Origin of the sequence: Nocardia barduliensis (assembly GCF_013315795.1) — a bacterium.
In the GTDB taxonomy this organism is placed as follows: Bacteria; Actinomycetota; Actinomycetes; order Mycobacteriales; family Mycobacteriaceae; genus Nocardia; species Nocardia barduliensis.
On the sequence record NZ_JABLTE010000029.1, the window covers coordinates 37,143 to 64,142 of the forward strand.

General features: G+C 66.0%; 2 protein-coding genes. Both read left to right on the forward strand.

Annotated elements, in window-relative coordinates; translation table 11 throughout:
• Positions 1–23: 23 nt before the first annotated feature.
• Positions 24–1,721, forward strand: coding sequence for a hypothetical protein (locus HOV91_RS14835; RefSeq protein WP_174185966.1), 1,698 nt, complete (start codon positions 24–26; stop codon positions 1,719–1,721).
• Positions 1,721–26,986: an alpha/beta fold hydrolase gene (locus HOV91_RS14840; protein WP_174185967.1), complete on the forward strand. Its 25,266-nt coding sequence runs from the start codon at positions 1,721–1,723 to the stop codon at positions 26,984–26,986. Before HOV91_RS14835 ends, HOV91_RS14840 begins: the two co-directional genes overlap by 1 nt.
• The last annotated feature ends 14 nt before the right edge of the window (positions 26,987–27,000 follow it).

Genomic DNA, 27,000 nt, shown 5'->3' on the forward strand with positions numbered 1-27,000 from the left:
CAGGGTGAAGGGTTTGCCGCGGTATGGCTCAATCGTTGCGGGTGGATACGGACCTGCTGCGAGCGCTGACCCCGGAACTCGCCGGCATCGCCGACGCGGCACAGCAGGAACTCGCGCGCCTGAAAGACCGACTCGCCAGTGAGGGCAAGTGCTGGGGCGAGGACGAGCCGGGCCGGGTCTTCGGCGACAGCTACGAGCCCGCGGCTGAGAAGGGGATCACCGGATTCGAGAACCTGGTCCACAATCTGCGCGGAATGAGCGGCAGCGTCGCCGACGCCGGCGACGCCCTGCGGGACCAGGACCAGAACATCGGCTCCCAGCTTCGCGATCAGGACCCGTTCGGCTCCGACCCCGTCGTCGGCCCTTCGTTCGACCAACCGCGATGGCAGAGCCCGAAGCCGTTGCGGCCCGTCTCCCCGTCGAATGTCGCCGGGCCGGATTCCGCTCCCAGCGCCACCGCGCCCGACCGGACTGTCGACCCCGGCGCCGCACAGCCATCGGATCAACCCGGCTATCAGCCGGGCAGCAGCCCCGTCGTGCCGAATCAGCCGTACCCCGGCGGCTACGGCCCGAACGACAGCCCTCACCTGCCCGAGCAACAGCCGTCTCGCGGCCCCGACCCGACGCCTTCGGTCCCCGATCGGCCCGCGCCGACCGCGCGAGACGCCGCGCCGGCCGCGCGGACGCCCACGTCACCCGCCTCGGCCCCACCGCCTGCCGCCACACCTCCCGCGGCGAACCCACCGGCAGCCTCAGCGAGCCCCAAAGGGGGCGCACCCGACCCGGCGGCGAGACGCCCGCCGGCAAGCAGATTCTCCAGGCCGCCCGCCGATTCGCCGTGGATGCGGAACGCCCCTGGTACGCCGTGGTCGCGGAGCGCACCCGGGGGCTCGCCGAACCAGGTCTTTCCGCCGCGTCGCCGAGGTCCCGAGCCCGGCGCGGGGACTCCCGGGAAACCCGGCAAGGACCCGAAACAGCGCAAGCCGAAGCCCGTGGCGACGGGTGCGAAGCGATCCCGTGTGCGGACCGACCCTGATGCCATGGCAGCCGTGGACGCCCTCGCCGCGCGCCGTAACCTGCGCATGGCCGGATTCGCCAACTCCGGCGTCGCGAAACACACCATCGATGACATCGCGGCGGCCGTGGACGACATCCTCCGCAAGTACCCGTTCATCCGGCTGGCCGGAATCGACATCACCGACCTCCGCGACGGCGGCGTGTCCCGCGTGGTGTGGGCTCGCAAGATCGACTCGGAAGACGATCCGGTCACCGGCGGCTGGATCCTGCTGGACCGGGTGACAACCGCGAATCCCGTTCTGCTAGCCGAAAAGATCGCCGCCGCGACCCGGTCGGGCGAACGCGTGGCCGGGGCCCAGGAGCGGCCGATGTATTCGACCATCGTGCGCGATCTCGGCCGGATACTCGAGGCGGAATCCGGTCCCCGTGTCCGGCAGTCGGCGCACCGGTCGTTGATCATGGAGTACCGGCGCATCAGCGGGCCGTGGGATCGCGGGGACACCTTGGCGGGGGTCGTTCGCGGTTACCGGGAATGGCGTGGCCAACTGATCCGCGCCTGCTTCCCGGGTGACCGTTTCGATCCCGTGGCGGCGGTGGTGGAAGCGTTCACCGAGGTCGAGCTGCATGGCGAGGGCGCATGCGGACCGGCGAAGGTGCTGCACCGACTGGTCGTCGAACACGCACGCGGGCAATCGAGCGCTTAGTGTCGGTGCAGATCCCGGACTACTTCCCCCAGTGGCTGACCGACCTGGTACTGGGGCATTTCCCAGAGGGCGATCCGGATGCGATGCGGCGCAGCGCCGATGCCTGGTCGGACGCGGCGAACGCGCTGGTCCCGGTGCTGCATCGGCTCCGAGCGGCCGCGGAGCAGTTGCAGACAGCGGTCGAGGGCGCGACCGGCGCGGCGATGCAGGAGCAGTACCGCAAGATCATCGCCCACACCCAGGCGCAGATCGAGTTCAACAACGCCATGGCCAAGCAGTTGTACGACAACGCCACGGCCATCGAGTACCAGCAATACGTCATCATCGGCATCGCGGGAGCGCTGCTGGCCCAGGTGATCATCGATATGGCTATGCCGCCGCCGGGCAGCATCGTCAAGGCGATCGCCGACCGTGCCGAGGCCAGAGCGGGGATGGAACTGGCCAAACGGGACTTGGTGCTGGCCATGCTGGGAAAGGCGGCGCGGTTCGTCGCCGAGCATCCCCGGTTGATGCTGGCCACGAAAGGCGTGTTCTTCGGAACGGCGGTCGGCGGCGGGGTCCCCTATGTCGCGCAGCGTGTGCAGATGGCGCAAGGCCACCGGCAGACGGTGGATTGGCAGAAGGTCGGGATCGGAGCAGCCGCGGGCGCCGTCGGTGGCTTGGTCGGTGTCGAGGTCGGTCGTCGTATCGCGCCCGCGGCGATCCGGGCCGGTGGGCGAGTGCTCGGCACCGTGGCCGCGGGCGGCGTTGGCGGTATGGCCGGTGGTCTGGCGGGCGGTCTGACCGCATACGGCCTGACCGGCGGCGAACTGCGCGGCAAGGACCTCGCGGCGATGGTGTGGACCGGGTTCGGCTCCGGCATGGCCGGGTCGATCGGAGCAGGGGTGCGAGCCGCGCGGGTCGGCGCGTACACCGGTCTGCCTCCGCGAGCGGCGGTCCCGGATTCGGGCCTATCCCCTGACAGCGCCGGGCCACTGGCCAGGATCTCCGCTTCCGGTGATGGTCAGCCGCCGCAGACGGCGAGTCCCGAGCGCATTCCTCTTTCCAGCGACGGAGTGAGCCCGGCGCAAGCGAGGCGGCCCGACGGGGTCGGCGACGGTTCCGTGGACCGACCGGACGGCCTGACTCCCGAACTGATGGCGGAGGGCGAGCAGATCTTCCGCGATCTGTTCGACAGGGCGACGGGATCGGAGCGTAACGACCTCGCGAGATTCCTGGGAGGCGACGGACCCGGAGGGCTCCCCGACGGAAGCGGCGGAACCTTACTGCCCGGGAACGCGCCGAACCACCCGTCCGGGGGACCATCGCATCCTTCGTCCCCTGGACGCGGCGGGACCTTCCCCGCGTGGGGAGAAACCGCCGTCGCGCGTACCTCGTCCGCCGTGGCCACGCGTCCCGAAGGCGGTTCGGCCACACCGATGCCGACCCGTCAGTTCCAGATCAGCGATCCTCAGGTGCGTCCGGACCAGCAGGGCGTCACCGTGATCACCGAAGGGACGGGCACCCAACCGGACATCCTCACGTACGGCACCGAGGTGCTCGCCGACGGAAGCAGTCCCTACTCGAGTCCCTTCATGATCCAGGCCGGGCCGGATGGAAGCCTGTACATGGTGTCGCCGGAACAGGCGGTCGGCGGCGCCCAGGACATGACGGCACCACCGCCTGCGGGCAAAACGCCGGACGAGGGAGCCACTGCCCCCAAGGAACAACCGCTCCTCGACATCGATGCGGAGTTCGCCCGCATGGCAGCGGAATTCGCGGCGACCGCGGAGAAGCCGGCGGCCGGTGATCCCGTCGCCGCGCCGGATGCGCGGAAACAAGCCGTGGACGTCACGCCGCAGACTCACGATGCGAGCAATCCACTCGTTTCGCCGAGCACACCGAAACAAGAGGCCACGCCACCCGCCGCGTCCGCGCATCCCGTAGCCGACGCGGGCAACGCGGTCCCGCAGGCGAACTCACCGCGACCGGTCCCGGATGCGGGGCCGTCACCGACGCGCCCTGCAACCGTGACGAACAGTTCCGGCACACCCCCTGTCCCGCCGAAGCCGGGTACCGATCCATCATCGCCGTCGACCGCTTCCGGGCCGGGCGCGCGCAACTCCGTCGCGCACCCACCGCCGTCCCCGGATAACCCGAAACCTCCCGGCGACACCGTGGCCGATCCTGCGCTACACACCCGGCCACCAGGGGAACCTTCCGCGCAAGCTACGGCGGGCAGACCACCCTCTGGCGCGTCCCCGCTGAACGCCATCCCATACGCCGCACCAGCGGCGTTGTGGGGCCACACACCGGATGGCGCTGCGGCGCAGACGAGCCCGCCGACTCCACCCACCGGATCCCCGACGAACAACCTCGGAGAAACCCCACAGCCCGCCGCGACACCACCGGCTCCCATCGCCGCAACCGGCCGCCCGGGTACCGACGAACCCGACGCCGATCCAGAGGAGTTCCCCACACCACCGGGAACCATCGTGGACGACCCCCGAGAGCACAACGTCCAGAAAGACCCGCGGGAGCACAGCGTCTGGCAAGACCCGCGCGACCACAGCGTCCAGAAGAAACCGGCTGGGGATTACGTCACCATCCCCGGCGTCTCCTACCCGCTGGAAGACGAACCACCCGCCGACGCCGTACCTGTCATACCGCGCACACCCGCTCTGACTCCCCTACCTGCCGATTCCGTCGGCTTGGGCCGAGCCTTCCAGAACCCCGACAACCCCGACTCCGCGTCGCCACGCCCTCCGGACATCACCAATCCCCTGTCGGATCGCCATGTCGCCGCGCCGGAAACCGGCCTGGACGCCGGGCTCGACAAGCCGCCCGCCGCACCCGCCCTGCCCTCGCGGTACGCCACCGAACCGAACCCGGAGACCCCTGGCGCTCCGCAGAAGCCCGCCGGCCCGCAGTTGAACCCGCACTCTCTCGACTACCACCAGGACCCCAGCCGCCTACCCGCCATAGGCGGAGTTCCGCACCTCCAACCCGTTCCCCAACCGAGCGGGAAGACGGAGCATAAGCGCCTCATCGCCCAGATGGGCGCCGGCGACAAACCCCGACGACGCAAGAAACAACCCCCACCCGAGCCGGAGCCGACGCCACCACAGCCGACGCCCGATCCTCCAGTGCCCACACCCACACCGCGGCCGAAGCCGCGCAAGCGCGGCCAGCCATCCGTACCACTGGTTCGCGAAGAGTTGGTGGTGCGCGAGGCAGGCGAAGCCGTCGGTGCGGTCGGTGCCGAAGGAGAACGTGTCCGCCCCGCCGCCAAGACCCGGCAATGGGTGCGGTCACTGCCGCAGAAGCTCCCCTGGCTCACCGACGACCAGATCGACACCGCCGAACTGCTGCTCTCGGAGATGGTGGCCAATTCGCTGCGGTGGACTCAAGGCAAGGTGGCGGTTATCGCCACGGCGACGGACACCGAAGACACCCGCAAGACCCGTTTCACCGTCACCGACGAGAGTGAGGTCGTCCCGGAGCGAACCGGCATGCCTTCCTGGGACGCCGAGCGCGGCCGCGGCGGCGAGTTCGTTGCCATGCTGTCGGACGCCAACGGCACGATCGTGCACGAGAACAGCAAATCCACCTGGTTCGAACTGCATCGGCCGCTGGGTGAGGAACCGGGTTCCAGCGAGGCGAATCCCACCCCCAGCGGTGGACGCCCCGGCGCTCCGACCGCCGCACCCATTCCAGTCGAAAGCGAAAGCGCGCCGGTCCCGTCGACCGGCGCGCATGCGCCGGACACGGAGCAACCCGGGCAACCGGCGCTCGCACCCGACAACTCGGCGCAAAAGTCGCCGAATCCGGTGTCCGAAACTGTCCGGTCACCGGAAGAACAGCGATTCGTGGAGTGGTATCGAGCCCGGCTCGCCGATGACTCGGAGCTGCCAGGGCAGGGGCTTGCGGAGTACGTGGAGATGCATCACCTGGAGACGGCCCAGGTGCGACGGTGGCTCACGGGCGCGGGACTCGATGTGAGCAGCACGGTGGAAAGCACCGGAGTGTTTCCACGTGCCGGGGATGCCGCCAAGACCGTATGGCTATCGGACGTCCGCCGGTATCTGGGGGTGGCCGCCGAGCGGATGGACGAATTGGTTTCCGCACCGCCGGGGACATGGCAGGCCGCCGAGCAGGGGGCATCGGACTTGGAAATACCGCAGATTCGCGCCTTGCTGCGCAGAGTTCCCGGCGCTCGGGCGACTTACGTCGACGTAGCACAGTACTACCCTGAATTGCTGTCCCGGTTCGGAACTCCGATATATCCCGAAGGATATTCCAGAATCGGCGCGTACACTCGACACCTTCGCGAATCCAACGGTCTGAGCCAGGAACAGTTCGCCCAACGGATCAGGAAATCGAAGAGCACCGTCGAAGTTTGGGAGCGCGGGACCAGACTGCCTCGGAAGAAGATCGTCGACGTCATCTTCGAAGAGTTGCACGTACGATCCGATGTAACGTTCGACGAGGTAGCGGAAAATTTTCCGCACCTTCCCAAGTCGGCGCTGACACTGCCGATGCCCGCTACCACCGAATCGTTCGGCGAATATTTGCGATACTTCCGGCGAGTGAATCACCTCGACATACCGGCCGCAGCCCGCATCTTCGGTTTGTCCGCAGAGACCGTCGCGTCCTACGAAGACGCCGTGACAACCGTTGACGAGCTCAAGATGTTGCGGATCTACGACCAAGCCCTGCATCGGGCGAGTTCGTGGAACGACCTGGCCGAGGCATGGGGTTACCGCTACCGCATGGATCCGATCGCGGAAACATGGCCCAACGCCGCCGATTATCAGTCGGTGCACGATTGGATGAAGGCTGTACGACTGCATCGGAGAATGTCTCAGGAGGAATTCGGCAGACATATCGGGAAGACACGGAAAGGCATCCTGAAAAGAGAGACGGGCGGCAGGCCGACGGTTAAATCTCTCCGAGAGCTCCGGGACGAACTGGAGATGCCGAACGATACACTCGTCGCGGCGTTGCTGCGTTTCTATTCGCACGGCGACCCACCCGTGCCGGGCGATGACGCGGATCGTCCGTTCTGGGATCTGCTTGCCACCCGGGTCGGATCCGACGAAGAGAAGCTGATCACAAGCCAGATCTTCGAAGAATACATATGGATCGCGGAGAAAGTGGCACGCCAATGGCGGATCCCCGGCGTCGACTTCGGCGACCGTGTGGCCGACGCGGTAGAGGCGATTCTCCGCGCGACTCCCAATTTTCTGCCGCCCGCGCAGAAGTATGCGTCGTTCGCGGAGGCACACGGGCGTTTCGCGATGATGAAGGCGCACTTCGATCGGCTGTATCCGACTTCGGACCGGCGAGCACTGGACCTGCTGATCAAGGTCGATACCTACCGGAAACGGCGGTACCAGGAAACCTCGATGATGCCCACCGATGTCGAGGCGGCTCAGGCTCTGGGTGTCGACGCCTCCGAGCTCTCGGCAGCACGGCAGAGACAACCGACATCATTCGACGCCCCGATCAACGACGAGTCCGGAACAGACCTCTACGAGATCGTTCCGGACGAGCGAACCCCGGGTCCGAAGACGAGGAACACCGACGCCACCCTCGCGACCATCGACCAGAAGTTCGCGAACAAAGTTCGCGCAGCGCTGGCGGTTCTGCCGGACTCCACCACCGCCGAACGCCTGGTCGAACTCGTGCTACTGCAGGGCGCCTCGTTGGACGAGGCCGTCGCAGAGTTGAACATCGACGCCGCCACCGCACGTGATATGTACGCACAGGTCGCCGATTTGCTGCGAACCGTATTGGACCCACCTGGGTCGGCGGACAACGAGCCCGAAGCAGTCCCTACCACCACCGACGAGACCACTGCCGGCGCGCCACCGGAGCAGCCCGGAGCAAGCGGCACTCCCGGACCCACACGTCGGCGCCGATCCGGTCCAGGCACACCACACCGCCACGCGCATAAACCGCACCAGCGCTTCCCCGGTGGCCTCGGGCCCGCCGAATTCGACCCATTCGTGCGGTTCCACCACACCCCAGCGAGAGGCGCGACCGGTCCGGAGGGACGCGGCGGGAAGCACGCAGCCGTACCGGGATCCGATCCGGCCGAGAGCCGTGACACCGCACCCGAACCAGGATTCCGCCCCACCGACGCCGCTCCCCCCTTGCCCAGTCGAGCGGAGTACGACGGTGCGGAGATGAAATTTCGTCCCGAATCGGACGAGTTCTGGCGGCGTCGAGTCGAGGTCGTCATCCTCGGCCAGGACGATGACGGCACCTTCACCGACCCGGATGGCAATCCCTTCTCGACCGGCCGCGGCGACCGCGCATTTCTGCTGCTCCGCAACGGAAAATTAGTCGCTACATCGGATCCCAGCGCTGAGCATCCGCACCTGTACAACGCTTACCTGTCCAAGCACGCCGATGCGGACGAGCGCCGTGCCGCCGAGAAGATCCACGGGCCGAGCATCATCGCCGGAGCCGGATACTGGCGGCTGCCCAAAGGTAAGCCGGAGCTGATCGGCGCTTTCTCCGGCTTGATCTGGGATCACGCGACGGAGACATCTAAATTCTGGGTGCAGTTGCGGTACCACCTGAGCCGCCGAATCGACCTCTCGACCGTACATTGGGAGTTCGGCAAAGAGAACCTCGGCAGGGCATGGTGGGAATCGCCGGAGAACGGCGGCGAATACGCGGCGGCGAATCTGATTCCGGAACCCGGTTTCACCGGAGACCGCGGCCCTCTCGCCAAGGCGGTGTCCGCGCACCTCCGCGGCGGCGGTGACGACTTCTGGTTCGACGTCGAACACGTTCGGTTCCCCTATACCGGCGGGATGTCGATGGATGTTCTCGTCCATCCGGTACTCGGTGAGCCCGCGCGGGCGACCATCGACGTGACCCCAGCCGGTACCACGGCCACGGCGCACTATCGCGACTTCGATCCCGGGCCGGAGCCGGAACGGACCTACCCCGCCTTCCGCGCGGCGCACGACGTTTTGACACGATGGCTGACCGCTTCGGGCTTCACCTGGGAAAAGGGCACCGAGGCAGGCAGAGCGAATATCGACGACGCTTCGAAGTCGGCAAACCGGCCCAGCCACGGCGCGGCCGGAGCAATTCCGGACCCAGAAGTACCTTTCTACGAGGATGTCGATCCCCGCGCCGCCCTGGGCCTACCACCCGATCCGAAAATGAACCGGCGCTTCGGACGCAGAGCAGGACCAGATCCCCGCGTCTTCCATCACGACGAGAACGATCCGCTGGGCCGCCCTTACGGGCAAGGCGTACCACCTCCCCCGCCCGCCGCGGGCGAACCGTCGGGCACCGCACCGGCCGACGCGAGCGAGGGCGCCGCGCTCGCGGGAAACGACGAGCCGCGTGTGCGACAAACACCCGAAACTGCCGTGCCGGAGAATGATTTCTCGGCGCGGCAGTTGCTCGCGGCTGTCGACCCCGCACTGCTCGAATTGGTGAGCGAGGGCCTCGCGGCCGAACGCGCTGCCGCCATCCTCGATACCGGTGTGGCTGCGGCACCGGCGGACCTAGCCCGCTTCCGAAGACTTGACGACATGCTCGGGCACCTCGACGAGCTCCGCGCGGCGCGGGAACAAACGGGGGGAACCGTCCTGTCGGATCGGCTCCGTCTGCTGGTTCATCATTTTCACGCCACCGCGGAATGGCTCGCGGCCTTGATGGATGCGGACCGCGCCACCAACGGACAGGTGCATCCCGACCTCGATGAGCAGACGCGGCTCGCGGCAGAGTCGGTGGACCGCTACCGAGCGGCCGACGAACGGGTCGAGCAAGTCGTGGCCGCATTGCGCGATGCGCCGACGGTCGCGGAGCCGAGCCTCGGCTTCTTCGGCCTGCTGGCCACTGTCGATCTGAACTCCGTCAGGTTGGTGCGCGAAGGCGTCGCGGCCGAACACGATGCCGCCGCCCCGGACACCGGTGCCCCGGCGGCGCGTGCCGAGGTGGCACGTTATCGACAGCTGCGCGACATGCTCGGCCACCTCGACGAGTTGGTGGCCGCTATGCAGCAGACGAGTACGACCGTCCCCCGTGAACGCCTGACACTGCTGGTCCACCACTTCAATGCGGCGAAGGAGTGGGTTGCCGCGTTGACGGACGCGAGAAACGTTGCCGATGGGCAGGTCTATCCGGACCTACCTAGGAAAATCCAGGCGGCAACCGAAGCCGTTGACCGCTATCGATCGGCCGACGCACGCGTCACAAAGGTCCAGGCCGCGCTCGACGCGACCGAGCCGGGTGATATCGAGTCCGGCCGTCGCGGTCCGGCGGTGGCCGACGGAGCCTCCGCCGGCGGGCGATCCGAGACCGGGAATCGCTCTGCGAACGAATTACCCGCCGTGCTTTCGGCGCAGGACGGTCCGCCGCAGACCGATGTACCCCGAGAACGACTGGACGCGTACATCCAACTCGGACGACTTCAGTCCGGTACGCCCGAGCACGAGCGCTTGGCCGCCGAGATAGCTCGACTCGACGCACTGGCCCACCGTTGGCTCACCCTGGAACTCAGCGTGCTCGCCTTGGAACATCATTTGGCCGCACCGGATCTCTCCCCCGCAGTTGTAACCGACCTGACCCGTCGACGCGACCAACTGCGTGCCGAGGTCGATCGCGCAGGCCGCGCACTGGCCCCGAGGCACACCGATCCGGCGGCTCTGCGTGGGACGCCTCCGCAGGCGCGTTCCGACTCGATGATGCAGCCAGACGAGGCGAGGCTGGCGTTCCAGGTGGTCAACGACCGCTACGGACGACAAGTCCTCACCATTCCCCCCGATGTCCGGGATGGAGCTCTCATCCACTCCCGAGGAGACCTCGCGCGCGCGGTGGGTGAGGACAACCTGCATCAACTCACCTCACTGACCGAAGTTTTCGACCTCGTCGACCAGATGCCGACCAAAGCGACGGCGATCGTGCGGTTGCTGTATGTCGCCAATACCGACGGGGTGCTGGTGCTCACCAAGGACAGCGGTGGTCCGGTTATCCAGATCAACCCCGCTGTGGCCCAATTGAAGGCGATCGATCGCGCCGCGGGGGCAACGCGTTTCGACGGATTCGTCCGCAAAGCTTGGGTTGCCCTGTTCGACGAGAACGGTGTATTGATTCCCCCTCCGGAGTCGAGACCGGGCGGTGACATCGCTCCGTCACCCGGACCGAGCACACCGAGTCCGGCGACAAGTCCGCCGCAGCACCCCCTTCCCGCCGAACCCCAGCAAGGTGGCGTACCTGACCCTCGCCTCGCGTCGCCGCAGGTGAACACACCCGAGCCAGCCGATCCGCCGCGGGGAGCACAAGCGCACGTGCCAGCGCCACCCCAGCAGGTTGTGTGGCCGCAGGCGCCCACCGACCCTCTCGCGTCAGAAGAAGCAGCACAACCCCAGCAAGTGGAATGGGCGGAGTCAGGACAAGCACAGCCCGAACCTTCAACCTTTCCGGAGGATTCAGGCCAGCCGGTCGGCTCGCCCAATTGGCGGGATCATTACGAAGTCGATCTGATCTCGGCAGCCGGTGTGAGCGACCGTGGCGGGCAAACCGTCGGTCACAATTCCGCCGTGCTGATCGGCACGCCGTCCCCCGAGACCGGCACCGCGAAATCCGTGCCCGCGGCGACCACAGGAGACGACCGATCCGCTCCGGCGCAGGCAAACCCAGGAGCCGGCCCGGCCATACCGGGGCATGGCAAGCCGGGTGCCACACCATGGGCAGGAGCCCAGAACGCCGAGCAGGGTCCTTCGTCGAGCACACCGTGGAGTTCGAGCACCCCCGGACAATCCACCTCTGCTCCCGCTGACCCTCGAATCCAACGGAGCAGCGCCCGCGACCACGACCCGTTCGCGCCGACCCGCTTCGGCGCCGCCGGCTGGAACCGGCGAACCCGCCGCATGAACTCGGTCCTGGCCGTCCAACGCAACAACGACATCCCGGACGATCCAGTGCACGGCGTTCGCAACAGACAGCGCAAAGTGCCCGACGCATCCCCCTCGACCAACGAGCCACGAACCGTCCACGACACTCCCGAGCATCGGTCGCCGCTCTCTGCTTCTGCGTCTGTCGGCGGGGAGGCCGACCTGCCACCTATACCGGATCTGCACACCTCCTCCCACTGGGAGTTGCGGACCTGGGCGACCATGCTGTACGTCGAGGACGCGGAGGCGCTGATCGCCGAGATGCATGCCAGAAGCACCGCGCACTTGGCGGCTTTCGATCGGGGTGAGCCACCACCCGCAGCGGAGATGATCGGCGCGGCACGGGCACTGAACGTGCTGGTGTGGGAGCAGAGCCGCCGCGTCTGGGAGGACATCCCGCTCCAAGGTCTCGGGGACTACCCGACACTGTTCGCGGTCGGGCGAGCGATGGCCGCCCGGCTCTCGGAAGCCGAAGAGTTGCACGCCGCGGCGAGCACCGTGTTCGACGTCGCGGGGTCCCTGCCCAGACAGGCACCCGGTGACCTACCGACGCGATGGACGAACGCCGGCGACGAACTGAACTTTCTGCACACCCTTCCACAGCACGTCGGACGCATGGCCTCCTACATGCGAGGTGCGGTGGCACAAATACCATGGTCGAAAGAAGAAGCCTATCGAGCCCGAGATCTCGCACCGAGAGTCGAACACATCGGACGCGCCGCCAGCGCCTTGGCGCAGATATCCGGCCTCTCCCATCATTTCGAAGAGGTCCGGAGAACCGACGGAACGGATTGGTCGGAGTACATCGATGAGTATCTCGTTGCGAGGCTGGGAACCGAATTCCACCCGAGTTTGATCCGAGCCCTCCGGTCACTTCCGTCGGAAGCAATGGCATTCACCAACGCTCGAGACAGCTCGGATGAGACTTTCGCCGCCGCGGCAGCAGCCTATCTCCCCGATTTGACCATGGTGGCCGAGCACTATCTGACCCTCAGCCGCAACGGTTCGTATGCGTTCGAGCTGTTGCGCCGAGCAGATGAAGCGTTCAATGCAACGGCAGCGCGCCTGGTCGATTCACAACCTGCGTACGGCGCTGCGCGAACGATAGGGCGGCTCTACAAAGACATTGCCGAGCTCCGCGAGGAGCGAGATGACTACGAGGTCATACTCGCATGCAATCGTGCTTTCGCCCACTTCCAGGACCCGGCATTCACCGAATCCATCGATCAGCTTCTGCGAGAACTTCACTCCATCGCCGCGGCAGGTGATGGGAACCTTTCCGATGCGCCGCCGACGTCCGGCAACGGATCGCCGAATCCGTCCGCCGCGAAGGCGGAGTCAGCGCCGCGCCAGAGCACTCCGTGGAGCGGTGATCGCCTCCCGGCGACCACATCCGACGTCGGCAAGGCAGCGACCGAGCAGGCAAACCCGGACGATCTCGAATCGGCGGTCACAGTCGATCCCACTGTTCAGGCCACCAGAACTCCCGGAACAACTCCTTGGGATCGAGCCGCACCGAAGGCAGCCGAAGCCGGCGATGACGCCGCCCCTGTGCCGACACCCGGCGGACCGACGGTATCCGGCAGCGTGGTGGTCGAGACCGTCCACCTCCCCGGTGGCACCGCCCCGTACACGACGGGCGGTGTATTGACAGGCGCCGACCCTGGAAGCCGTCCCGACTCCCTTGTGTTGCGTGTGCTCGAAGCCCGATCAGCGTCACATGACGACTTGCGGGATGAATACGGAATCCCGAGGGTGATCGATATCGAGACCGGAGGTATCACGGTGCGGTGCAACATCGCGTATCGGGATATCGATGGCGGCCCGGTCCGCGCGTATATCAATCACAAGGAACCACAGCTGGAGCACCGCCAGTTCCACATATTCCAGAGAATGGTCTATGCCGCCCTGCTGGATCGGTTCCCGGACAGAGTGATCGAACTGGACGAGAACTTCGATGGCCGCGCACCCCACGACCATCGAATACTCGAGCCGAACGACGTGAACCCGCCGGAGCAGGAGCACCCGCAGAACGGCGCGGAGACGGACACCGCAATTCGCCGGGCGGCAACCGGACTCGGAACTACGGCGATGTCCGGTGCACTACTCCACCACAACCATCCGGAGGTCATAGAACCGCCGGACCAACTGTCATCCCGCGCTGCCCCGGTCTCGCGTGGAAGACCGAACGACGCGGCGTTGGAAGCGTGGCACCGCTACCTCGATGCTGAGCAGGCTGCCGATGGGCGCGTGCAAGAACTGCTCGTGGAGGCCGAGCGGCGCACCCCTGACGCCGCAGAGCGTGCCTACACCAGGCGATTCGCCGAGAATGAGCGTCGTATGGGCGCCCTCGCCACCGAATTGGGTATGCCGCTGGATCGACTCCGCAGGTTGATGGTCGAAGAACTGCGGCAGATTTTCGACGGCGAAATCGTGACTCGGACCAAGGCGGAATCGCTGCGAGGCATTCTCGAAACCGGCAGGTTCAAAACCGAATTCGACTTCGTCGGGAAGCGTGGGATGGGACGCGCCCTGTTGGCAGGTCGCGCGACCCTCGAGCAGGCTTTGTTCGGATACCCACCCGACCTTCCGGCGGAATCGCGGCCGATCTACGGGTTCATCCGCACCGCGCCGTCCTACCGGGTGACCGCGGGCGACGCCCTCGCCCAGTACGGCGACATCGACATCGTCTTCAAACCCACCGTGGCAGAACGGACAACGGCCAATGTCGGCGACACCAAATCGGTCGCGGCGATCCCAAGCGAAGTCACCGACCCCCACCCCGAGTCGTTCGCCGCCACTCCGACTGGTCACAAAACACTCGGCTATATCGGACTGGAGGGCATCGACCGCGACTACGCCGGGGACCGATTCACCGCCAACAGCTACGTCGAGGCGCAGGTACACGGTGCCACGGTCGCCGACATCGATTACGTCGTGTTCCACGCGTCTCCCCCGGACCAGCAACTGCAAGAGCTACTGGACGGGGCCGGTATCCCCTGGTCGCACTTCTTCCGTCGACCGAGCGAGCCGTCGAGGACGCTGCAGGCATCCGAATTGTCTCGCACGGCCGAGCAGACGGCCGAAACATTCGAACCAGAGACCCCGAATCGTTCGCCCCGGCCGACGCGGCCCACACCCCTGATCGGGACCATGGGCGTCCCCGACCCCGAAGAACCCATCGACGGCGTCGGCAGAGCATGGGACCGCGGCCGCACACCGGGACCGAGACACAAATGGGTAGAGCAGCTCGGCGAACTGAACGCTACCGGCGGGGGTTGGCCTCGCGGAGGCGAACGATCACCGGCCCGGCAGGACGGCGGCAGCGCGCTGGAGCCGCGACAGATCGGCAAGGATATCGTCGCCGCTGACCCGGGCACGGCACGCACAAGTGCCCTGCGACCAGCCGATGCCGGCGCATCTTCCCCCGACGACCACCTGAGCCCCAGCCCGGGCGCCGGCGAGGCACTGGCAGCGGTCAAGGCAGCGGCCGAGGCGGCTCTGCACGCGGCCGCCAGAGGGGACGAGCGCCAGCTGAGACAGCTGCGGCGTACCATCCGGCGACTCGGCAACTCCGACTACGAGCGGTATCTCGAGCTGCGCTTCCTGCAGGGTCTGCCGGTTGCCGAGGCCACGGCCGCGATCAGCGCGGACCGTACAGCCGATGCCGCCAAGTCTCTTCGGCGCCGCGCCGTGCACGCCTTCGCCAAGATCCTCCCGATCATCCCCCCAGAGTTGCTGCGAATCCTCGACGCAGCTGCGCCCGATACGAGCCTTACGGAGCATGCCGACCGGATCGGGTGGGAGAACGCGGTGCGTCTGAGGTTGCGCGCGGCGATCCTGTCGGGTGGGCTGGCCGAGGGCCGCTCGCTGCCCGGAGCACAGCTCTTCGCCGAGCATCTTGGCCTAGCGTGGAAAGGCCCCGTGGGTGACGCATATCGTCAGCTCGCCGACGAAGGTTACCTGGTGATCAAGCATGCGGTCGGAGTGACGATAGCGAGCCACGATCAATGGCCCAGCGCACCAGCGTTCGACATCGGGTGGCTGATCGCTCCCACAGAGTTGCTGAAGATCTTCACGGCGGAGTCGTCGATCGGCGAGCAGGTGAATGCAACAGGGAGCGCTTGGCGCATGGTTTCGTCTGCTTTGCAGCACGCCATCCTGTCGGGCCGGCTGCCTGAGGGCTGGTTGCTGCCCACTGCTCGGGAACTAGCCCAATATCTGCCGATGTCGGCGGGCTCCGTGGCACGGGCCTATGGACAGCTGAGCGCCGAAGGGTACTTGGTCAGCAACACCAGGCTGGGCACCGCGGTGGCGAGTCGAGCCGAGTGGCCAACCCCGACACCTGCGCGAACAACACCGCCGAGAGGCCATGGTCTGTCCGATCTCGAGCTACGAGTGCTCGAGCTGGCCGCGGATGGCCTCTCTACGAGAGAGATCGCAGAAGCCGCGAGGGTAACCCGGGCGAAGGTGAATTACAGCTTCGAACGCCTGCGGGTCAAGCTCGGCCTCAGCGGTGGTCCTGCGGAGATTGCGGCAGTAGCCAAGCAAAGACGAATCATCGATGACGCCGATCATCTCGGGGAATATCGTGAGAGCCCCGAGATTCGGACACCGACGACCGATGTCGTACCGGAGGACGCGGCCCACCCACGCGGCGGCTCCGAACCACGGCGAGCCACTGCCCACACAGGGTTGATCGGGCACACGAGCGTCCCGACCTGGAACGACATCGGTGGCGCCGGTGCATTCTTCGACGGTGGCCCCTCGAATCTCGGAAAACCGCGCCAAGTGCGCAAACGGCTTCGCGAGCTCAGCGAACTCCACATAGATGGGGGTGGTTGGGTCCCGGGTCGGCACTACCGTCTCGATCCAGACGAGGCTGCCGTTGTCGCGGTACGAGATCTTCCGGCGGATCGTGGATATCTGAATCCGGATCTCACCCTGGAACTCCTCCCCTTCTACGAACCCAATGGTCTGCGCACGGAGGAGGACCTGGAGGCGGTCGCGACGGCCGTCGGGGACATGATGCGCGAGCGGGGCTGGCGAGATCCGAGTCAGATCGAAGCCGCGACCGAATTGGTGCGCGCCGCTGGGCGCAACGCGATGACATACATGGAGCGCTACACCCGCTCGCTGCAACGGTCCGGTATCGAGTGGTGGGACGAACAGACGGCCCTGCAGAACATGAAGGCCCGGCTCACACTGCGAATGGCTACGCAGGCCGAGTCCCGATCGCTGTACGTGTCATTGGATGTGGACCAATACCGTCCCGAGCGATTCCCCGACATCACGATGCTCAGGTGGCACGCGCCGCTGTTCAGCGATGTCCAGATCGGCGCCGAGGTGCGGGAACTGCTCGACTCGGCCACCGTGTCGGGTGTCGAGCAGTGGGGTGAGGTCTGGGCCCGATTCGATGAGCCGCGGCCGGAACCGAGCGGCGAGAGCGTCGTCGAGCCGCCGCCCCGGGGAGATCTCGAAGCGAAGGCTCGCATCGTTCGGAAACTGTACGACGACCACCACATTCGCTTCCTGGGGTGGGAGGACTCGGTTGTCACGGTGCAGTCCGTCGAATCCGTCGACCGTGCGCTGCGAGACCTGATCGCGGAGTATGGCGGCCGATTCGCACTGCGCGACTTCGGGTTCGACGACGAAACCGAGGGCTTCGGCGTTACTCGGAGTTTCGGCAGCACAACTCCTGACACCAAGGACTACTACTCGTCGATCAGGCTCAATAGAAAAATCTTCACCGACCCGGATTTCGAGCAGTCCTGGGCGGATCAGGTTGCCGACCACCGCTGGGCGGAGTCGGCCGAGGACATGATCTACGAGTTGACGCACCACGAGTTCATCCACGTCGTAGCGGAGGAAGGCAACTGGGAGCTCCATGACCTCGCACCGGCACTGTTGCGGGCGGCCTATGAGCTCTATCGAGAACATGACCTGATAGCGGCCGAGGTCGGGTACACCGAATGGCTGGCCCTGTTACCCCACTACTCCCTGCTGCCGTTCTCGCACCCCGTGACGGATACGTTCGACCCGATCGAAGGCGTGGCGGAAGGAACCAGGACCGGTGCGGTCGTGTCGTCCTTACCGTTGACTCATCCGGCGCGAGTACTGCATTGGTCGACGGCGACCCGCGACGGATCGTCGCCGGCGGAGTTCTTGGCGCGATGGGCACAGCGACACACATCCGGTGATCCGGACATATCGCTGCTTCTGCGGGACTTCCGGGACGTGACCGGCCGCGACGACATCGCGATACCAACCCGTCTCCGTTCGGAGGACACGCCGATCGATATCCTCGTGGCCGCGACCGGCGGGCAGCCGCGGTATTTCGCCGATGCCGGTGAGATCGAAGCGCTGTTAAGGGCATGGGACCAGTCGTCGGGCGATCGAGGCGACGGTATCTCGGTGCTTGTCGTCCCGGCGGGAGAAGCTCCCTACCTGCTGGTTCGCCGTGTTTCTTCGGACGGGCGCACGCGTATCGAGCTGCGGAACCCGGCTGCGGGCGTGCTGCGGGCCGATCACGTGCCTTCCACGGAATCGCCGAGACCGCCCGGTGTGCGGGGAATATTCTTCGACGAGACCGGCACGGCGATCAACGCCCCGCTCGCGGAAGCCGACGACGACCGCGCCGCGCCGCCGACGACCGCGGCCGAGAGCCGGCACTCCGACCCCCGAATCGACCCCGCCATAGCAGCTGGCCTCGCCCCCGAACGCTTTCGGCACCCCGCCAACAGACGCAGGTCCGCGATCATTCGCCATGACGCTCACCTCGCATTCCACCGCAATCCGGAAAACGGCCGGAACTGGGACGAACCCGAACCCCCAGCACAAGACCGGCATACTTCGGACCGCGCTGAGACAGCGCGTCCGGCCAACGCCGACGGCCATCCGCCGAACAGCGTTACTCCGGCCCCGACGGCTTCCGTTCTCGAACCTTCCCCGAGTATCCGTCGCGCGCTCGAGACTGCCGAGAGCGAGGCGGACGAGATACTCGCCGAAGCCTTGTATCAGGCCCGGAAGCTGGGCGTCGACACCACAACGCTGCACCGAAAGTCACCTGCGGAGATCGAGCGAGCGATCGAGGGTCTCCAGGACCGGCAACGTCGGCGATTCGAGGCGGTGCTGCGCAGGCTCGTCGCCGACGACGTGCTGGCACGTGTGCTGGCCGATCAGGAACCAGCGCGACTGCTTCGGCGGCATTACGAAAGGTTGGAGCCGCATATCGAAGCGGCCCGAGCGTACGTGACCGACGTGCGTAGGGCGTTGTCGATACTGGCCGCTCGCGACGTCCTAGCGGCCGAAGGAGCCACCCCATTCGTCGACGACGACGGGAAAGTGGTCGAAGGAATCGGCGTGGCACCGGGAAAACGCGTCGTGGTCGCCGCACCGTTCCGAGACCAGCGACGCCTCCTGGACCTACAGGTTCCGGGCTTCCGCGAATCAGCGGCACAGCATGGGATAACGATCGAATACCGGCACGTTCGGATCGACGAGCACGGCCGGCTGACCGTCGAACCGATCTCCGGCATCCAGGCCGAGCCCGACCCCGAGATCCGCCTCTACCACAAGCGCGCGTATATCACCTGGCTGAACAGCCTCACCGATGAGCGCAGCTTCGCCGAGAAAGTCCAGGACGCGTACGACTCGGGTGAGTTCATGCGCGAACTCCTCAAAGGCGACTCGGGAGACCGAACGATGTCCGAGTCGGTCTGGCTGGTCACCTACCGAAACGGTTACCAGTTGATCGAGAAGACGGTCCGCGATGTGCTACAGGCCGATGCCGAAGAGCTGGGCGCACGAACTCTGTCGGATGTCGGTGCGCGTACGCCCGGTCTGCTGCGCCACGCCGAACGGGTACTTCTCGTGGAATACTTGCCCGGTTCAGACGCGGACTCGGCGATGGGACCGCCGTCGAAGGATGCGTGGAATCACTTTTTCCATACCCCGAGCGCGATGCGTCTCGGGTTGGGCGACATGCTCATTCGGCCATGGGACCGGCACGAGGGCAAGAACTGGCGGCTCCAGCACGGCTTTCTCGTCCGGCCGATCGACAACAGCAATGCGTACCAGTACAACAGCCTGCCGGGGGGCTTCACCCTTCATTACGGAGCCAGGGACGACAACGGCGACATCGTGTGGCGGCAGCACCACATCTCGCGTGCGGAACTCGCGGCCGACCGGCGGCGAATAGAAGCTTCGGAACGGGAATACCACAGGCTCGGTCGCCGGTGGTGGTATCGCGTAGTGCTCTACAACTTCGCGCAGATCGAGAAAAACGCGGAAGACGACTCAGCGCGTTCCAGGATCGAACCTGCCGAGGCGATGAAACTGTTGGAAAAGACTCGCGACCGCTTGGCCGACAAGCTCCGCATCACCGGCCCGCACGACGCGAAAACCCAGCATGACTGGCGTGTGGCAATCGAACGGCAGTATGAGCAGACACGTGCTCTGGACAGCACCCGATTCGACATACCCGCGATGCGCGAAGACCTCGTGGTCCTCTACAAACTGGTCGAACTGCATCTGCACCAGCAACTGAACGAAGTGAGCGCCGACGAGCTCGACGACAAGTGGGTGAGCGATAGCGAAGCCGAGGGGACACGGCCGACGCTGATCGACGCCTACTTGGACGGTCTCGCGCGACGGTTGGCCGATCTGGAGGATGAAACGCGGTATCCCGCCCCGAACGGTGAGACCGACGCGGAGTGGCAGGCGCGCTTCGAGCGCGAGATCCGGAACACGACGAGTTCGGTGACGCTGCCGGACACCGCCCTCGGTACCGCGGCCGACTCGCTGCGGGCGTGCATCCCCTACCTCGTCCGCCTCGCCGACGCGCTCGGCCACGAGCACACCCAACCCGTCGCCGACGACGCGGACACCTGGCTCGACCTGGAAACCGGCATCACCGCACAACTGCTCGAGGTCGCCCCGCATGACATCGACGCCGCACCCACCGCCGATGAACTCGGACCCGCCGACCCCCTCCGGGGCATCGTCGACACCGTCCGAGACCCCGACCACCCAGCCGATGCCGCGGCGATCGTCGTGGACAACGGCGAGGACGCCCACGCCTACCTCGTCACCACCATCGAGGGAAACGTTTTCGTCATCGACTCCCTCATACCGAGCCCCGGCATTCGACCCTACGAACGATGGAGCCCCAGCTACCACCACGTCGAAAAGGCATTCGTCGGCTACTTCACCCGCGAAAACGGCTCCCTCACACCACTGCACGAACCCATGCCGGACCATATCGACCGGCAGCACCCACAACACCCGATCAAGGGAGCGCCCCGTTCTCCCGATGCCCCGGACCACGGGTCGGCCGAAACTCGGGAAGAATCGGCAGTGGCCGACGCCCGGCCGGCTGCGAAATCGACGGCAACAGACAGCGAGCAGGTGATCGGTGTCGACGGGCGCGATGCCGACCCCGATGCGGTGCCAGCGCTGGATCTCGTATCGCTGACGAGCACGCAGCTGATCGAGCTGCTGCGGGGCGGCCAGGTTACCAGCGTGCAATTGACTCAGCTGTGTCTCCACCGCATCGAAGCGCTTTCGGCGTTGAACGCGGTGATCGGCATCAATCCGCGGGCGCTCGAGGAGGCTGCCCGCGCGGATGAACTGCGGCGGACCGGCGCCGCGCACGGCCCACTGTTGGGGGTGCCGGTCCTGATCAAGGGCAACATCGATATCGCGGGCATGCCGACCACCGCGGGCTCGGTGGCTCTGGCGGACTCGTACCCCGCCGCGGACGCCACGCTGGTGACGCAATTGCGTGCGGCGGGCGCGGTGATCCTCGGCCACGGCAATCTCACCGAGTTCGCGTTCTATCTGGGCACGTTGCCTGCTGGATACAGCTCCTATGGCGGTCAGACCCAGAATCCGATCGACTCGTCTCTGATACCGGGAGGCTCCAGCTCAGGATCTGCGGTCGGTGTCGCGGCCGGGCTCGTGCCGCTCGCCGTCGGCACTCAGACAACCGGGTCGGTTGTGGGTCCGGCCAACTGGAATTCGATTGTCGGACTCAAACCCACTGTCGGTGCGGTGTCCCGCACGGGCGTCGTACCCATCGCAAGCACCCGTGACACGCCAGGCGCGATCAGTCCGGACGTCACCGGCGCCGCGATGTTGTTGACGGCGCTCGTCGGCGTCGATCCGCAAGACCCTGCCACCGCACACAATCCCTTGGCGGACCATGACTTCACTGCGGATCTGAATCCGGACGCACTCCGCGGTGCCCGGATCGGCGTCATGACGTTGGGAATCCCGTCAGAGGATTCCGCACAGCGCCCCTTGTGGGAAGCGGCGCTGGATACGCTGAAGGCCCAGGGCGCCACCCTGATCACCGTCGACCTGGACACCTCACACAGCTTCCAAGACGACGACCCGCCCTGGTCGCGGGTGTTCTCCTACGAATTCAAGCGAGACCTGAACGCATACCTTTCGCGGTTGCCCGCCAACGCACCGATGAAGAACCTGGCCGACATCATCGCCTACAACAACGCACACGCCGACAAAGCGCTGAAGTACGGCCAAGACCGCGCCCTCGCCGCCCAAGCGATGGACCTCGACGCGAACAGCATCGACACGGCGAAATACCGGGCAGACCTCCAGTTGGACATCGCAGAAAGCAAAACCCGGATCGACGCGGTGATGGCCGAGCACAACCTCACCGCTTTGGTGTCCGTCTACGACTACGGAACGATCATGGGGGACAAGGCCGGATACCCGGCCATCCTCGTCCCGGCGGGCCGCACTCCGGCCGACCCGGACCATCCAGCCGGAGAGCACGTCAATGTGAGCTTCCGGGGCACGGCATGGAGCGAACCCACGCTGATCGGCTACGCCTACGCATTCGAACAAGCCCACGCGGTGCAGCGGCCGCGGCCGCAGTTCGCGGATCAGCTGTACCGCCAGGCCACAGCAGAGAATGCGGAAACGGCCAGCGTGTCCGAAGCCCGCGGCACGGTCCCGAACGAGGCCGCTGACAACGGCGCGGACGATCCGGTGGCGCAACGGATCAGTGACCTTGAGGCGCGATTTGTCGAGTTGAACCGGATGACCGTGCGGCGCTTCCTGGAGGGCGAAGCGATCAGCGCGGATAGGTTGAATCGGGCCTATGGCCAGATCGAGGCCGAGCTGGCCCGTCTGAGAAGTACCGGCGCGGTGAGCGACGACGTGCCGGTGGTCGTCGGCTCGGATCGCCGGCTTGCGCTGGACTCGGTGTTCGAACCCGAGCGCGCATACCAGCATGCCTATCGTTACGCCATGGGCGCGCTGCTCAGGTATCCCGCGGTCCGCGCGAGCCTGGTGCCGACCGAGACGCACGACCCGCTGGCCGAGATACGACGGGCGATCGACCGCGTCGTCGAAATCGCCGCTGATACCGGCCGCGGTGCAGAAGTCGAGGAAATCGAGGTCCTGGCCACCATTTTCGAATGGACCGAGCAAGCCGACGCAGGCGGACGACCGATCGCCCTCGAGAAGAACCAGGCCGGTTCGCCGGACCGCGCTGTTGCCTCGATGACCGCGACGGGACGAACACCCGACTCCGCCGACACCGCGGGCGCGGCTCCGGAGAACGCATCGGTGGCTCCCGTACAGCAAGATCGGCAAACCGATTCGATCGAAATGCGACGCGACCGGAGCAGTTGGTCCGGCCACCAGGCCGCACTGCCGGACGGCGCCGTCCGCGCGGTCCCCGAACCCGAGGAAACCGCCGACCTGGGCCTTGTTTCGAAGCTCTACGCCGCGCGGATGCCGGACGGCAGGACCGTTCACTTCCGCCTACTCGGCAACCCGCACGGCTACCCGATCCTGCTCTCGCCCGGCACGCCCGTCGGGGTCGACGGCCCGCTGCCGGATCCTCGGGTGCTCTATAACCGCGGTTTCGCGGTTGTTGTCGTGGAAAGACCCGGTTATGGCGACTCGGATCCGCTGCCTGGACGCACGGTAGCCGATTGCGCCCGCGACATCATCTACATCGCGACCGAACTCTTCGCGTTCGACCACTATTCCGTGCTCGGGCGATCCGGCGGTGGATCGGTGGCCATCGCGGTCGGCGCGCTGGACCCCGACCATGTAGACCGGGTCGTCTCCCTCGTGGGTACCGCTCCGCGGCTCGATGACATGGGTGAGTGGATGGCAGGCATGGCCGATGCGAACCAGCGGATCTATGCCCGGCCGGACCTCGAAGCCATGGCCGCGACGCTCACCGAGATGGCCGAGAACATCGCCCGGGACGGGGAGTGGTTGCTCCGCTACAACCAGGATGCCTTCACCAGGGTGGACCACATGTGGGTGGGCACACACCGCAAAGAGGTCGCACGGGGTTATCAGCGCGCGTTGCGGAACTATTCGCGAGCATGGGCGGACGACGCCATTCAGCTGACCTCGAACTGGGGCATCCAGTTCGACCAGTACCGCGTCCCGGTCGACATCGTGCACGGCGCTGCCGACCAATTCTCACCTGTCGACCACAGCCGCAATAACGCCAGGCTCATCCCGACATCGAAGCTATATCTCTTCCGCGGCGTCTCCCACATGATGGGCATGGACGCGTTGCCCGTCATCGCGAGCCACTTCCGCGCCGAACGGGACGCGTTCTATCGCGCCCGAGGCGACGACCATCGCATCCAGGCGATCCAGCGCGCCGAATCCGATCCACTGCCGTTTCCGCGGTGGATGTACTGGTCGCGCGATCGGTGGGACGCGCAACCGGATTATGAGGACGACGGTCCGGTGCTGGATCTTCCGCCCCAACGGGCCCGCGGCCTGGACGGGTTGGCTTTCGATCCGCCGCCCGCGGTAGCCGATCCATTCGGCGGAGTGCCGCGCGGTGTACCGCCCGGTGCAGTGGCGCATGCCGCGGACCCGAACAGCCGAGAGCGCGGCGCCTTCGTGGGAACCACTCACGCCCCGGCGCCGGTAGTCGCGGTGCAGTCCGGGAATCAGGTGACGCCTTCGGAAGACGCGAACCCCGCCGCACCGGTGGCGGACTCGGCATACTGGGCCGAGGTAGACGCCGCCATCGAGCGAGTGGTGGCGATCAACCCCGCGTTCGAATACCTCCGTAAGATGCCGAAGCCTGCCGAGGGGGCGCCATTCGGGGCGGAGTGGGTCAGCAATCGCCGGGAATGGTTCCACGCGTTTTTCCACGAAGATATCGAGACGCTGCGGAACATAGAACTCACCGAGAAGGATCTGCTCGAACTGGCACGGCTGATCAAGCGTGCGCCGCTCTACATGACGCTCATGTTGGTCAACGTGACCGGTTCGTCGATCGATCAGCTGGTGCATGAGCACAAGGTCGATTGGCGCACAATCTTCTTCACGCAGGAGAAGATCACCCGCGACGGTGAGACCATTCCCGTTTGGAAGTTCCGGACCCTGCGGGTGGGTGTGCCGGAAAAGGCCAGCGACCGAAACGTCATCAACGAAATCACGCCGTGGGCAAGGCTGCAGCGCACCACCTCGATGGACGAGCTGCCGCAGCTTGCGTTGATCGCCGCCGGCGTCATGCAGTACTTCTCCGGCAGACCGATGCTGAACCCCGACATCGAGCTCATGGACGACGCCCGCAGGCGCGGGGTGATCACCGAGGAAGAATACGCGTTCTGGCTCGGCTATCCGAAGGACGATCTGTGGTCGGCTGCGTTCTTCCCAGGGTGCCGATGGCTCGAAGCCCAGGGAGACGACTACCTGAAGGCTCGGGTCCTGTGTGCGTTCATCTGGTCGAGGATGGGCTCACGCGCGGCCGAGGAATACCTGATGGAGGTCATCGACAGATACCTGTTCAGCACGGTCCTGCGGGAAGGCGCCGAGTTCGTCCTCGGCACGACGACGGAGATAGTGGAGAGCATCACCGGTTTGATCCCTGGACGAGCCGGGCAGAAGCTCCTGGAAACCGGGCAGCATGTCTTCGGCGGCGTCACCGGCAGGATCGGAAACGCGATCCGCGGCGTGGCCGGTCGGGCCGCGGACCTCGTATACCCGGCACCCGAGGACCGCACCGGCGCCCCCGGCAACGAGAACCCGGCGCCCGAAGCGCGGAACCCAGAACGCAATACCGAGGCGAGAACACCCGATCTCGATCTCGACGGGCCGCTGTATGTAGCGGACTTCCCGGACGACCTCGATGAACCGCTCTATGTGGTGACATCCGAGGAAGAAGAGGAGATGGACGGCTCAGACGAGCCTATCTATGCCGTGTCGCTCGACGCGAACCCGTCCGTGTATCCGGCGCTGCCGGATCTACTACCCGTCGAGGAATACCGGCATCTCGGTGGCGATCAGGGTGTGGTGCTGCCACGAGCGACGGCGGTGGCGCTGCACGACGCCGCGGTCGAGCATGGTGAGCGGATGTCGGGCTCCTACAACGATGTCTATCTGCTCGGAGATTTCGTGATCCGCGTTCCGAAGGAAGGTCCGGATCGGCTGGACTTCGTGCTCTGGCCGAAGGAGTACCAAACCTTGCACGCCCTGGCGCAGGCCGGTGTGGAAGGGGTGCCGCGGGTGCTGCACGTGGAGCTGGACGAACAGGGCGACGTGCTGTTCCAGATTCAGCGACGGATTCACGGCGCACCTGGGGCCGACCTCCACTCTCCGGAGGTCTCCGCGGCACTTGTGGCAATGAGCCGGCAGTTGGCTGAGGTTCCCGTGCCACAAGAACTGCTGCCGCTACCGGCCTGGTATCCGGAATCGGGCGACTCGGCAGGGTTCTTCCGGATGCTCATGAAACACATCGAGCAGATCTATCAGCGCTATCGCTCGATCGAGCCGTATCGAACCATATTCGATCGCGTCGGGTTGGGTGAGTCCCTGAGCGCCGTGCTCGAGCCGGAATTACAGTACGTTCGTTCCCAGCCATTTTTGGTCATCCACGGCGATCTGACCAGTGCCAATGTCTTGAAGACCGCTCGAGGTCGGGAAATCGTGGACTTCGAGCTGGCTCTCTACGGTCCCAAGGATTACGAAGCGGCGGTGCTGGCGCACCGAAGTCCCGGCGTTGCGCGCACACTCGACCCGTACCCGGCTCATTTGGAGCCTTGGCTCCATCTGCTCGACGTGAACCGAGTCCTCATCGACACCATCCGCTTGGTGGACGCGGCGAACTCACCGAATCCCGGCTTTTTCCGGCTGTTCGAGTTGTCCTGGAATGTGTCCAAGTCGCTTGCTCGTGCGCCACGGCACAGCCCGGATCGGCAGGTTCTGTCGGTCGACGAGATACTCCGGCTCGCCAGCGCCATGAGATGGGAGGCCGCGATCGATCGCGATGAGGATCTCTACATGGTCGCCAACCCGGACGAACCACCTCTTACCGAGACGCCGGACGCCCGGTCGTCGGACTGACAACCCAACAGAGG

What these genes read in the sequence shown, in the direction of transcription:
- HOV91_RS14835 (WP_174185966.1), top strand. Translation starts at nt 24, where the DNA reads ATGGCTCAATCGTTGCGGGTGGATACGGACCTGCTGCGAGCGCTGACC.